At 66.8% G+C, this 12,339-nt stretch carries 14 protein-coding genes; 3 read left to right on the forward strand and 11 right to left on the reverse strand.

Features of this window, described 5'->3' with window-relative positions; genetic code table 11:
• Position 1: 1 nt before the first annotated feature.
• Entirely contained in the window at positions 2-1,987 is a 1,986-nt protein-coding gene (locus ACZ1JS_RS02715; RefSeq protein ID WP_465168617.1) for a TonB-dependent receptor plug domain-containing protein, read from the forward strand.
• 15 nt (positions 1,988-2,002) lie between these two features.
• Here ACZ1JS_RS02715 and ACZ1JS_RS02720 read toward each other — a convergent pair whose 3' ends face one another.
• From ACZ1JS_RS02720 to ACZ1JS_RS02755, 8 genes are all read right to left on the reverse strand, one after another.
• Complete coding sequence (locus tag ACZ1JS_RS02720) at positions 2,003-2,332, reverse strand: hypothetical protein (RefSeq protein ID WP_345876598.1); 330 nt, start codon at positions 2,330-2,332, stop codon at positions 2,003-2,005.
• 52 nt (positions 2,333-2,384) lie between these two features.
• Complete coding sequence (locus ACZ1JS_RS02725) at positions 2,385-2,594, reverse strand: hypothetical protein (protein WP_242116094.1); 210 nt, start codon at positions 2,592-2,594, stop codon at positions 2,385-2,387.
• Positions 2,595-2,658: 64 nt separating this feature from the next.
• Positions 2,659-2,871: a cold-shock protein gene (locus ACZ1JS_RS02730; RefSeq protein WP_242194904.1), complete on the reverse strand. Its 213-nt coding sequence runs from the start codon at positions 2,869-2,871 to the stop codon at positions 2,659-2,661.
• 183 nt (positions 2,872-3,054) lie between these two features.
• The gene (locus ACZ1JS_RS02735; protein WP_465167607.1) at positions 3,055-3,471 is read right to left on the reverse strand and encodes a hypothetical protein; all 417 of its coding nucleotides are present in this window, start codon (positions 3,469-3,471) and stop codon (positions 3,055-3,057) included.
• Between the two features lie 207 nt (positions 3,472-3,678).
• A complete protein-coding gene (locus ACZ1JS_RS02740) occupies positions 3,679-4,200 on the reverse strand; it encodes a hypothetical protein (RefSeq protein WP_465167608.1) in 522 nt (173 codons plus the stop codon).
• A gap of 79 nt (positions 4,201-4,279) precedes the next feature.
• Positions 4,280-7,243, reverse strand: a complete 2,964-nt coding sequence (gene uvrA / locus ACZ1JS_RS02745; protein ID WP_465167609.1) for an excinuclease ABC subunit UvrA — start codon at positions 7,241-7,243, stop codon at positions 4,280-4,282.
• A gap of 10 nt (positions 7,244-7,253) precedes the next feature.
• A complete protein-coding gene (locus tag ACZ1JS_RS02750; RefSeq protein ID WP_465167610.1) occupies positions 7,254-7,610 on the reverse strand; it encodes a GCN5-related N-acetyltransferase in 357 nt (118 codons plus the stop codon).
• Entirely contained in the window at positions 7,607-8,413 is an 807-nt protein-coding gene (locus tag ACZ1JS_RS02755) for a DUF1206 domain-containing protein (protein WP_465167611.1), read from the reverse strand. The genes ACZ1JS_RS02750 and ACZ1JS_RS02755 overlap by 4 nt, the downstream gene beginning before the upstream one ends.
• A 129-nt stretch (positions 8,414-8,542) precedes the next feature.
• Here ACZ1JS_RS02755 and ACZ1JS_RS02760 point away from each other — a divergent pair, with 129 nt between their 5' ends.
• The gene (locus tag ACZ1JS_RS02760) at positions 8,543-9,361 is read left to right on the forward strand and encodes an energy transducer TonB (RefSeq protein ID WP_465167612.1); all 819 of its coding nucleotides are present in this window, start codon (positions 8,543-8,545) and stop codon (positions 9,359-9,361) included.
• A 3-nt stretch (positions 9,362-9,364) separates the two neighbouring features.
• Here the strand turns inward: ACZ1JS_RS02760 and ACZ1JS_RS02765 are convergent, their stop codons facing one another.
• A complete protein-coding gene (locus ACZ1JS_RS02765; protein WP_465167613.1) occupies positions 9,365-9,823 on the reverse strand; it encodes a vgr related protein in 459 nt (152 codons plus the stop codon).
• A gap of 56 nt (positions 9,824-9,879) precedes the next feature.
• A complete protein-coding gene (locus ACZ1JS_RS02770; RefSeq protein ID WP_465167614.1) occupies positions 9,880-10,593 on the reverse strand; it encodes a hypothetical protein in 714 nt (237 codons plus the stop codon).
• Positions 10,594-10,775: 182 nt separating this feature from the next.
• Between ACZ1JS_RS02770 and ACZ1JS_RS02775 the strand changes: the two genes are divergently transcribed.
• Positions 10,776-11,876 carry a helix-turn-helix transcriptional regulator gene (locus tag ACZ1JS_RS02775; protein ID WP_465167615.1) on the forward strand — a complete coding sequence of 367 codons (1,101 nt, stop codon included), beginning with the start codon at positions 10,776-10,778 and terminating at the stop codon, positions 11,874-11,876.
• 14 nt (positions 11,877-11,890) lie between these two features.
• On the opposite strand, the gene ACZ1JS_RS02780 is transcribed toward ACZ1JS_RS02775, so the two are convergent.
• On the reverse strand, positions 11,891-12,325 hold the full coding sequence (locus tag ACZ1JS_RS02780) for a copper chaperone PCu(A)C (protein ID WP_465167616.1): 435 nt from the start codon (positions 12,323-12,325) through the stop codon (positions 11,891-11,893).
• Between the last annotated feature and the right edge of the window lie 14 nt (positions 12,326-12,339).

Here is a 12,339-nt window from a genome sequence, read left to right on the forward strand (position 1 = left end):
CATGGCGCAGGACGTGCCGGAGATCGTCGTCACCGGACGCGGCCTGGCCGATGCACCGGGCGACCGGGTCTATGACATCGTTACCATCGATCGCGACCGCATCCTGTCTTCGGCGAGCGGCCGGGTCGAGGATGTGCTGCGCGATGTAGCGGGGCTGCAGCAATTCCGCCGATCGGACTCGCGCACCGCCAACCCGACCAGTCAGGGCATCACCCTGCGCGGCCTTGGCGGCAATGCGTCGAGCCGGGCGCTGCTGTTGCTCGACGGCGTGCCGCAGGCCGATCCGTTCGGCGGCTGGGTCGCCTTTCCCGCCTATGCCACCGACCGGCTGGGCCGGGTCCGCGTCACGCGCGGCGGCGGTAGCGGCGTAGCCGGGCCGGGCGCGCTGGCCGGCACGATCGAACTCGACAGCGCCACGCCCGACGAGCTTTCGCCACTTTCCGGATCGCTGGCCTATGGCAGCCGCGAATCGATCGATGCGCGCGGCACCGCCGGCCTGACGCGAAGCGGCGGTTTCGCGACCCTCTCGGGCGCCTATGCCCGGGGCGGTGGTTTCATTCCTATCGTCGCGGGCAGTCGCGGTCCCGCCGATCGCGCGGCCCCGTTCGAACAGGCCAGCGCCGCCGCGCGCGCGGTCGTTCAGGTCGGTGCGGCGACCGAGTTGCAGACGAATGTCTCCGCCTTCACCGATCGCCGCGATCGCGGCCTCGACTTCACCGACAACCGCAGCGAAGGCGCCGATGCCAGCATCCGGCTCGTCGGGCGCGGCACCGCCGGCTGGTCGCTGCTCGGCTATCTTCAGACCCGCGCCTTCGCCAGCCGCTTCGCCAGCGTCGGGGCAGGGCGGGCGGCGACGGCGTTGACGCTTGATCAGTTTAACGTCCCCGCGACCGGCGTCGGCGGCCGGGCGGAAATCGCCCCGACCCTTGGCAATGTGTCGCTTCGTCTGGGCGGCGATGTGCGTGTCGTCAGCGGCGAGACGCAGGAGCTCTACACCTATGTCGCCGGCAACCCGACCCGGCGGCGGGTCGCGGGCGGCCGCAACACGACCGGCGGCCTGTTCGCCGATGCCAGTCTGCTGGCCGGCGATGTCGTCGTCAGCGCCAGTGGCCGGATCGACCGGTGGTCGATTGCCGCAGGCCGGCTGCAGGAAGCATTGCTGACGGGTGCCGCCCTGACCGACCAGCGGTTTGCGACCCGCGGCGGCTGGCAGCCGACCGGTCGCGCGGGCGTGGCGTGGACGCTCGATCCTGCGGTGACGCTCCGCGCGGCGGGCTATCGCGGCTGGCGGTTGCCGACGCTCAACGAACTCTATCGTCCGTTCCGGGTCGGCGCCGACGCCACCGCCGCCAACGCCGCACTATCGCCCGAAACGCTATGGGGCGGGGAGGTCGGCGTCGAGATCCGCCCCGCCGCCCGCACGCGGATCGCCGCAACCGGCTTCGCCAACGACCTGCGCGACGCGATCGCCAATGTCACCGTCGCCAACGGTCCCGGTACCTTTCCGGGTGTCGGCTTCGTGTCGGCCGCCGGGGTGTTTCGCCGTCGTGCCAATCTCGACCATGTGCGGGTACGCGGCGCGGAACTCGACGCGTCGACCGGCTGGGGCGCATGGGAAGCGCGGCTATCCTATGCCTATACCGATGCGCGGGTCGTCGACGGTGGTGTGCTCGATGGTCTGCGTCCGGCGCAGACGCCCGCGCATAGCGGCTCGGCGACGCTCGGTTGGCGGCAGGGCGCTTGGCAGGCGGCGGCGACGCTGCGCTATCTGTCCGATCAGTATGAGGATGATGCGAACCTGCGTCGCCTGGCCGACGCGACTACGCTCGATGCGGTGGTGACGGTACCGCTGCTGCGGCGGCTGTCGCTGGAGGGCAGGGCAGAGAATCTGACCGACGCACGGATCGAGGCGGCGGTCGGCGGCGATGGCGTAATCGAACGCGCATCGCCGCGGACCTTATGGGTTGGGGTGCGGTTCGGCGGCTGACCGACCCGCCCGGGTTCAGGCCCCGGTCTGCGACGCCATGCTGCCGCGCGGCTCGACCATCGACGGGACCGGTCCGGTTGCGGGACGCAGCGCCTCGCGCTCGGATGCCGGAACGGCGGCGGTCGGATCGGGGCGGAAGGCGTCGGGAGCGCGGTCGGTCGCCGTCGGATGCGGCTTGTCGAGCGCGAGGTCGGGCGCGGCATGACCCTCGCCCGGCGTCTTGCGCCGCGCGAGCAATACGCCGAACAGCCCGACGGCGATTCCTGCGGCGCCCAGCGCCACGGTCCGCAGCGTCGACACCCCGGCCTTACGCGATTTCGGCTTTTGTTTCTTGTGCTTGGCCATCGATCTTACCTTTCGCTTGTCGCCCGTTCCAACGACCGGACGCCGCGCAGGTTCAATCGTGGGCCAGCGTTTCGGCCCGGCGCACGGTGGCGGCTTCGCGGATCAGGCGCTGTTCGGTAGTGCGTTCGGCGCGCTCGGCCATTTCGGTCCACGCGAGTTCGGCGCGGCGGCAACGGTCGCGGACATTGTCGAGCGTCGCGGCATCGGCATTGGCGCGTTCGACGGCGGCACGGGCGCGGTAGGCTTCGGCGGTATCGGCCAAGGGGGCAGGACCTTTACGTGCTGGAGGAAGGCGCGGACGGACCATCCGCCCGCGCCAGGGCAGATCAATCGGCGGCGGTCAGGTTCACCGCGCTCACGCGACCGCGGCGATCCTCTTCCAGTTCATATCCGACGCGCTGGTTCTGGTTCAGCGTCACCATCCCGGCGCGTTCGACCGCCGAGATATGGACAAAGGCATCGCCGCCGCCATTGTCCGGCGCGATGAAGCCATAGCCCTTGTCGATGTTGAAGAATTTTACGGTGCCAAGCGTGGCCATGCAGGTTCCTTTCTATTTGCGGGCGGCGGAACGCCCGTCACCCGCGCCGTAGGCAGCAGGGAAAGAAGGAACTTGCCGCAAAGCAGGAAACCGTCGATTTGCGACTGTAGCAGGAACTAAATGGGGATCGACCCGCCCCCTTGCAAGGGAACGGGCCGATCGACCGGTTCGAACAGGACCGGATCAGCGGCAGCGCACGTTGTTGCGATCGATCGCCTGACCGCCGGCCGCACCGGCCGCACCGCCGAGCAGTGCGCCGAGCAGTCCCGACCCGCCGGGGCGCAACGCGGTGCCCAGCACGCCGCCGGCGATCCCGCCGATGATCAGCCCGGTGGTGCCGTCGTTGCGGCGGCAATAATAGCGACCGTCCTGTCCGACATAGACGCGGTCGTTCTGCGACAGGCGACGTTCGCGATAGCGCCGGTCGTCGCGATAATAGCGTGCGGCGTCGTAGCCGTTATAGGCGGGGTCGGGCCGATCATAGTCGTAGCGGCTATAGCCGGCATCGGCATAGCGCGGACCGCCGCCGCCCAGACCATAGTCGGAACAGCCGGAAACCAGGGTAGCAGCGGCGACGAGGCCGAGGGTGAGCGCACGCATGTCGACGAGTCCTTCGCTTGATATCGATCGAACCCGAATGCCGCGCGCGGGGGGTTGTTCCGTAAAACTTATCCCGTGGCCGTGCTTTACCAGCGCCCGCCCGCCGCCTCGATCGCTGCCAGCAGGGTGCGCTTGCTCTCGGTCCGGTTGTTGCCGGCATTGCGTGGCAGTTCGGGATTGCCGAGCGCGGCGCGGCGACGCATCAACTCACGCCCGAACGCTTCGAGCGTCATCGCCTCGGCGGCGGGAGCGGAGGGTTGCGATGCCATGTTCGTTCAACGTTTCTTCGCGTATCCGACGTTCCAAATAATCCATGTCCGCATCGGAATAAAGGTCGAACAGCGTCTGCGCCTGACCCAGCATATCCGGTGCGCTGCCCGACGCATATTGACCCATGCGATCCGCAATCAAGTCTTCGACCGAAATGATTTCGAAATCGTCAGCGGCGCGGGAGGAGAACATGCGCACCCTGCTGCGGTCGGCGGCACCGTCGAGCAGGACTGAATCGACGATCTCGAACCCCATCCGCAACTCACGATACACCCAGCCGCGTGTGGCGACCCCCGCACCGTGCGGTCGTTCGAACCCCAGCGTGACGAACACGTCTTCCAAAACGTCGTCGCGGCCGACGACGATGTCGAAATCTCCGGTGGCGATGATGCCCCCCGAATAAACCTCGACCGCCGCACCACCGACCAGCACCGGCCGAGTAAAACCCCGCCGCAGCATCTCGGCACTTACCCGCCCGAACAACTCCAACCCCGCGACGAATTCATCCCGCCATGGATCCATATTCCCCCCGTTAGGCTCACTCCGCCGCCTGCGCCCGTGCCGGATCGAGCAGCGGCCTGAGATATTTCCCCGTAAAGCTCCCCTCGACCGCCGCCACCTTCTCCGGCGTGCCTTCGGCGACCACGCGCCCGCCCTTGACGCCGCCTTCGGGGCCCATGTCCAATATCCAGTCGGCGGTCTTGATGACGTCGAGATTATGCTCGATCACCACCACCGTATTGCCCTGTTCGACCAGTTGGTGGAGCACCTCCAGCAGTTTGCGCACATCCTCGAAATGCAGGCCCGTCGTCGGTTCGTCGAGGATGTACAGCGTGTTGCCGGTCGCCCGCCGTGCCAGTTCCTTGGCGAGCTTCACCCGCTGCGCCTCGCCGCCCGACAGGGTCGTCGCCTGCTGCCCGACCTTGACGTACCCCAGGCCGACCTCGGCCAGCATCGCCATCTTGTCGCGGATCGGCGGCACCGCCTTGAAGAACTCGACCGCGTCCTCGACCGTCATGTCGAGCACGTCGGCGATGCTCATCCCCTTGAACTTCACCTCCAGCGTCTCGCGATTATAGCGCGCGCCATGGCACACGTCGCACGTCACATAGACGTCGGGCAGGAAGTGCATCTCGATCTTGAGCACGCCGTCGCCCTGGCAGGCTTCACACCGGCCGCCCTTGACGTTGAAGCTGAACCGGCCTGGCTTGTAGCCGCGCGCCTGCGCCTCGGGCAGCCCGGCGAACCAGTCGCGGATCTGGGTGAAGGCACCGGTATAGGTCGCCGGGTTCGACCGCGGCGTGCGGCCGATCGGCGACTGGTCGATGTCGATCACCTTGTCGAGATGTTGCAGCCCGGTGATCTTGTCATGCTTGCCCTGCACGATCCGCGCCCCGTTCAGCGTGCGGGCGGCGGCGGCATAGAGGGTGTCGATGGTGAAGCTTGACTTGCCCGATCCCGACACGCCGGTGATGCAGGTGAAAGTGCCGAGCGGCAGCGACGCGGTGACGCCGGTCAGGTTGTTGGCGGTGGCGTTGTGCACCGTCAGCTTCTTGCCATTGCCCTTACGCCGCTTCTCCGGCAGCGGCACCGACCGCGTGCCGTTCAGATAGTCGGCGGTGATCGACCCCTTCGACTTCAAGATCTGCTTCAGCGTCCCCTTGGCGACGACCTCGCCGCCATGGACGCCCGCGCCCGGTCCCATGTCGATGACATAATCGGCGGTGCGGATCGCATCCTCGTCATGCTCGACGACCAGCACCGTATTGCCGAGGTCGCGTAGCCGCCGCAGCGTCGCCAGCAGCATGTCGTTGTCGCGCTGGTGCAACCCGATCGACGGTTCGTCGAGCACGTACAGCACGCCCGACAGCCCGCTGCCGATCTGCGATGCCAGCCGGATGCGCTGGCTCTCGCCGCCCGACAGCGTGCCGCTGGTCCGGTCGAGGTTGAGATAGTCGAGCCCGACATTGTTGAGAAAGCCCAACCGTTCGACGATCTCCTTCAGGATCGACTGGGCGATCGCGCGTTGCTGGTCGTTGAAATGCCCGGGCAGCCCCTCGAAGAAGCGCAGCGCATCGACCACCGACAGGTGCGTCGCATAGGCGATGTCCTGCATCGCGACCTTCACCGCCAAGGCCTCCGGCTTCAACCGTGCGCCATGGCAGGTCTCGCAGGGCTGCGATGCCTGATATTTCGACAGTTCCTCGCGCATCCACGCGCTTTCGGTCGACAGCATCCGCCGGTTGAGATTGCCGAGCACGCCCTCGAACGGCTTCTTGACGTCGTACGACTTCTTGCCGTCGATGAAGGTCAGCGTCACCGGCTTGCCGGCCGTCCCGTGCAGGATCACCCGCTGCGCCTCTTCCGGCAGATCCTTCCACGCCGCGTCGAGCGAGAAGCCGTAGGCCTTCGACAGCGATCCCAGCACCTGCATATAATAGGGCGAGGGCGGGTTGGATTTCGCCCACGGCACCACCGCGCCCTTCTTGATCGACAATTCGTGGTTCGGGACGATCAGGTCCTCGTCGAACTCCAGCCGCTCGCCAAGCCCGTCGCATGCCGGGCAGGCCCCTTGCGGCGCGTTGAAGCTGAACAGGCGCGGCTCGATCTCGCTGATCGTGAAGCCGCTGACCGGACAGGCGAATTTCTCCGAAAAGACGATGCGGTTGTCGGGAATGCCGGCACCCTTCAGCTTGCCGGTCTGGGGCGCGGCCTCGGTCGCGCGGTCGCCCTGTTCACTGTCCAGCGGCGGATTGCCTGACTGTGCCTGCGCCACCGTCGTGTCGACCAGATCGACATAGGCGAGACCATCGGCCAGCTTCAGCGCGGTCTCGAAACTCTCGGCCAGCCGCGTCGCGGCATCGGCATTCACGACCAGCCGGTCGACGACGATCTCGACATCATGCTTGAACTTCTTGTCGAGCGCGGGCGCATCCTCGATCAGATGGACTTCGCCGTTGATCCGCACCCGCTGGAACCCGGCCTTCTGCCATTCGGCCAATTCCTTGCGAAACTCGCCCTTGCGCCCGCGCACCACCGGCGCGAGCAGCAACAGCCGCGTGCCTTCGGGCAACGCCAGCACCCTATCGACCATCTGGCTGACCGTCTGCGCGCTGATCGGCAGGCCGGTGGCGGGGGAATAGGGCACGCCGACCCGCGCCCAGAGCAGGCGCATATAGTCGTAGATTTCGGTGACGGTCGCGACGGTCGATCGCGGGTTGCGGCTGGTCGTCTTCTGCTCGATCGAGATCGCCGGCGACAGCCCCTCGATATGCTCGACGTTCGGCTTCTGCATCAGTTCGAGGAACTGCCGCGCATAGGCCGACAGCGACTCGACATAGCGGCGCTGCCCCTCGGCATAGATGGTGTCGAAGGCGAGGGAGGACTTGCCCGAACCCGACAGGCCGGTGATGACCGTCAGCGTATCGCGCGGGATGTCGATATCGACGCCCTTGAGGTTATGCTCCCGCGCACCGCGGACGGAGATATGGGTCAGGCTCATGCGGTCCGTTCTATCTTCGTTCTTGTGGATTTACCAGCGGGTGAGATGGGGGTGCCCGCAGGCCGTTTCGAGGGGGGGTCTTGCCGCGCCAGTCGAGCGAGCGGCGGTTCAACTCGGCCAGATCGACCGTGCCGGCGATCGCCGCCTCGCCGAGCGCCACCGCGCGGGCCAGCGCCGCCGGATCGGCGTGGATATAGGCGGGGCGGGCGCTGACATGATCGTACCACACCCCGCCAAACGCATTGTCGAGCAGGATGCGCTGGAAACAATGATCGGCTCGCACCGGCCAGCCCCGCGTCCCTGCCAGCCCCGGCAGTTCGCGCTGCGTCAGGTCCAGCCACCGCGCCTGCATTGCATCGCGCGTCATGCCGGCAGGTCGACCGAAATCCGCCGCCACCGCGCCTCGACGAAGCTGTAGATGCCGAACGCGACGAAGCCGAGCCCGACGGCGGTCAGCAGAAACTGTCCGCCGGTCTGGCTCTGCAGCGTCGCCAACGCATGCGCCATGCCGCCGGCTTCATCGGCATCGGCCGCCCATGCCGCGCTGACGAAGAACAGGGCGATCAGCGCGAAGACCAGGCCGCGCGCGCCATAGCCGATGCGGCCGATGGTACAGACATGGTCGGGCACTGGCGTACCGCGCGACAATTCGCGCGCGAAACTGCAATCCCATGCCTTCTTTGCCTGCTGCAACGCTGCACCGATTAGCCCGGCGGCGACCAGCGCCACCAGCGCCCGGCCCATCGGCTGGTCGAGCAGCCACGCGGTCCAGTCGCGCGTGCTCTCCTCACCGCCGACCCGGCCGCCGGCCGTGCGGGCATGGACCGCCAGTTTCGCGGCGGTCCATGCCAGGACGACATGGGCGATGCCGCTGATCGCGTGGCCGGCGCGCTTGAACGCGCCCTTGGCGGTGGTGCCCTGCGCCTCCGGGTCGGTGATCGCTTCGGCCAGCCGCCACAGCGCATAGCCGGCAAGGCCCGCCGCCATCACCGCCAATATCCATTCGCCGAACGGTTCGTCGGCCAGACTGGCGATCGCACCCTGATTGTCGCCGACCTTGCCGCCGCGCAGCGCCGCATCGATCGCGAACCAGCCGACGAGGCAATAGACGATGCCGCGTGCCGCAAAGCCGAGCCGGGCGAGGAGGGTAGCGCCGGAGCGAGTGGTCATCGCACGCAAGCCTTTCGAATCGTTTCGCGCGGCCAACCATTTGCGCCCGGCTGGGGTTCCGAACGCACCGACGCTTGCGGTTCGATGGGGACGCTGGCAGCTTCGCCGCGGGGAATGGGGGAGGATGCGATGCGACTGTTGCTGTCGGCTGCGTTGTTGATCGGGCAGGGGGGCGTGGCGACCCCGCCACCGCCTTTGGCGCCAGCCAGCCGCTGGACGGTCGAATATGCCGAGAAAATGTGCGTCGTCGCTCGTGGCTATGGCGATCCGGCGCATCCGATCTTCGTCGCCTTCAAACCCACGCCCTTCGGCGAATTCATGCAGGCGGTGGTTCTCGGTAATCGTGCGCAACTCGGCAAGGAAGGGTGGTTCGATCTGACGTTGGAGGCGCCCGGACGCACCTTCGACAAGAAGCAGACCGGAACCCGGCTCTATTTTCCGGAAGGCGACAGGGCAGTACTGACCTTCTACATCAGCCGCGCCGAATTCGAAGGACTGGTCGATGCGCCGACCTTCACCGTGCGTCCGAAGAACGGACCGGTCATCCCCGTCGCGCTAGCGATGACCAAGGCGCTGCTTCCGGCATTGGAGAAATGCGAAGTCGATCTGATGCAGCGGTTCGGCTACGATCCCGAAAAGGTCGCCGCGGTCGTGACCCGCGCGGAAGGCGAGCGTCCGGGCGAATGGATCAATCAGGACGATTATCCGGCGTCGTCGCTCTCGAAGGGTGAGCAGGGGGTGGTGGTGATCGCATGGACCATCGCTGCCAATGCTCGCGTGACCGATTGCAAGGTGATCCAATCCTCTGGATCGAACGATCTCGACAAGGCCGCCTGCGATGCCATTCTCCGCCGTGGCCGCTACCTTCGCCCGGCACTTGATGCTGCGGGCAAACCGGTGGAATCCTATTCGACCCGCCGCGTAATGTGGCAATTGCCGCGCGGATAGCCGTCACCGCCCGAACGGCAGCAACGCCTCGTACACTGCCAGCGACGGCTTGTCCTTCACCGCCACCCCCTGTCGCAACAGAAAGGCATGGCGGACGATTTCCGCTTGCTGCTCGATGCCATACGCTTGGAACGGCTTCCCCGGCACGATCGCATAACGATACGTGCACAGCGGATGCCGCATCAGCGGCAGCCAGTATCGCCCGCGATGCTGGGTCTGATGGATATGCATCATCTCGTGCAGGAACAGCGCGGCCAGATCGCGGCCGGCGCTTGCGAAATCGTCACGGTACAGCGTGCCGCCCGGGTGGAAATGGATGCAGCCGGTCGGGGCCATCGCCACCTGTTTCGGCTGGAAGAACGCCCATTTGGCATTCGCCACCCGCGCCCGGCCATAATCGATTTCGTCGCCGAACATCGTCCGGGCAAGCTCGACCTCGGCGGGGGTGAGGGGGCGTTTCATCGCCGACAGATGGGACCGGCCCCCGCGCCGGTAAAGGACGCGGGGGCCGGCAATCGTCAGAAGCGATAACCGATCGCGAACTGGAAGATCGGATAGACCTTCACCTTGTCGACATCCTTTTGCAGCGACAGGCGCTCGGCCTCCAGATCGGCGCGGAAGGTCGCATCGTTGCGCGCGGTGCCGGTCGACGTCAGCGGATCGATCTTGAACGATCCCTGGAACAGCAAGCCGCTTTCCATGCCGAACATGAAGCCGCGACGGTTCTTGCCCGACCAGCCGAAGGTCAGCGCCGGCGAGAATTTCTTCGGCGCGGCGCTGGTGCTCAGCGTGCCGATTTCCTGCGGCGAATATTCGTTGCCGTTAATCTCGACATCGACATTGGGCGTGGCCGACATGCCGATCTCGTTATTGTTGATCCGCGCGCCGCCCGACAGGCGGAAATTCCCGCCAAAGGGATAGACGTCGACCATCGCACCGAACGAATTCAGCTTGATGTTGCCGTCGAAGCTGACGTCCTCCGGCTCGAACGATGCGCTGACGTTCAGGAAACTCGCCCCGCCGCGAATGCCGACATGGTCCGACAGGCGCCAGCCGATCTCCGGCCCGATGCCGAGCGACCCTGCGGCGACCGCCACCGAAAAGGTCGAACCCGGATCTTCGTCCGTCGACGACATGGTCGGTTCGACGGGGCCGGCGGGCGCGGTCTGTGCCGCGGCGGGCAGGACGAACAGGCAGGTTCCGGCAATCGCGCCGGTCAGAAGCTTACGCATGATTCCCCCAAAGCTATGGTCCGGTGCGGCGTCGGCCTCCCCGACCGTCGCCGCGCCGCCTCATCCTATGAAACACGCAGCGGCAGCATCCCCCAAATAAGGTATACCTGCCGCGGTCGCTGAATTGTACCACTGCCGGGCTAGGAGGGGCGACAGGTCGGCATAGTGGCAGGGGGCGTGCGATGGATGTGACCGGTATCGTCGACCAGTTTCGGCGGGCGGCGTTCGGGATGGACGACTGGCAGGATGGGTTGCGCGCCGTCGCCACCGCGACCGGCGCGCAGGTCGTGCATCTCTCCGGTCTCGACCCGACCGGCGCGCCGATGGTGAACCTGATTCACGGGGTGACGCTCGACATGCTCGACCTGTTCGTCCGGCATGGCGGTTTCGATCCGCGAAGGAATCCGCGGGCCGGCGTCGGGGCAAACTGGCCGATGCTGCGGGCGGTTGTCGACGAGGATATCGTGACCGAACGCGACCGGGACGTGCTGCCGATCTATGGCGACCTGTTCGTACCTGCGGGGGCCGGCCGTGCCGCGATGAACCGGCTCGACATTCCGCAAATCCATGGATCGCTGGCGGTCATGCGTCCCCGTTCCTATGCGGATGGGGGATGCATGGAGAGGCGACTGCTCGAAGCGATCACGCCTGCCATTTCCGAAATTGTGATGCAGGCGATGCAACTGGGCGGGCAACAGGACCAGATGATCCGGTCGACGGCCGAGGCGCTGGAGCGGTCGGTGCTGCTGCTCGACAGGACGCGACGCATCGTGCTGATGTCGCAATCGATCGAGCATTGGTTCGAACAGGGCGGTCCGCTGACCGTGCGGGGCGGGGAGGTGCTTGCGCGCGACCCCGCCAGCGAAGCCGCACTGGCAACGGCGATCGCCAGCGCCCGCGATCCTGCCCGATCGCTTCGCCCGGGTCGAAAGGTCGTGTTGGGGATGGCGGCGCCGCATCTTGCCGGCGGGGTCGAAAGGCTGATCGTCACGGTCAGCGCGGTGCCGCAACGTCCGTCCGGGCCGCTCGGGCGGGCGCAGGTAATGATCTCGGGCAAGCGGGTCGCGGAGCCCTCGGCGGATGTCTATTCCGAACTGTTCGACCTTACCCGCGCGGAGGCGCATATCGCGGTTCTGCTGGCGCAGGGGCATAAACTCGCCGCCATTGCCGCGCTACGCGGTTGCAGCGTGCTGACCGTTCGGACCCAGTTGCGGACGATCTTCGAAAAAACCGATACCAACAGCCAGAGCGCGCTCGTCACCCGGCTACATGCCGTCGACTGACGTTCGGGGAGCGATCACGGTGCCGGATCGCCCGCCGCCACCAGCTTCGCGTCGACCGTAACCTTCGCCCCGTCCTCGAATGCGAAGGTCATCGGGACGCTGCCGCCCGCGCGCAGGTCGGGCGACAGGCCGAACAACATGATATGTTTGCCGCCGGGCGCAAAGCTCGCCGCCTCTCCCTTGGCGATCGCGACGTGGCGCAGCGGCTGCATCGCCATCATGCCACCATGGCCGGCCATGCTTTCATGCAGTTCGGCCCGCTTTGCCGCCGGACTGCTTACCCCGACCAGCACCCGATCCGAAGACGCGTCGCCCCGCACCGTGGCATAGCCCGCCGCCGGCCGTCCCGGCACCGCCGGCAGTCGCACCCATGCATCCTCGACGCTTGGCCCTCGCTGGCATCCGGCCAGCGCCACCGCCGCCATCAACGCCGCCCACCGTGTCTTCACGCCCACGCTCCTGT

This window comes from Sphingomonas sp. BL-S-05 (genome assembly GCF_055521695.1).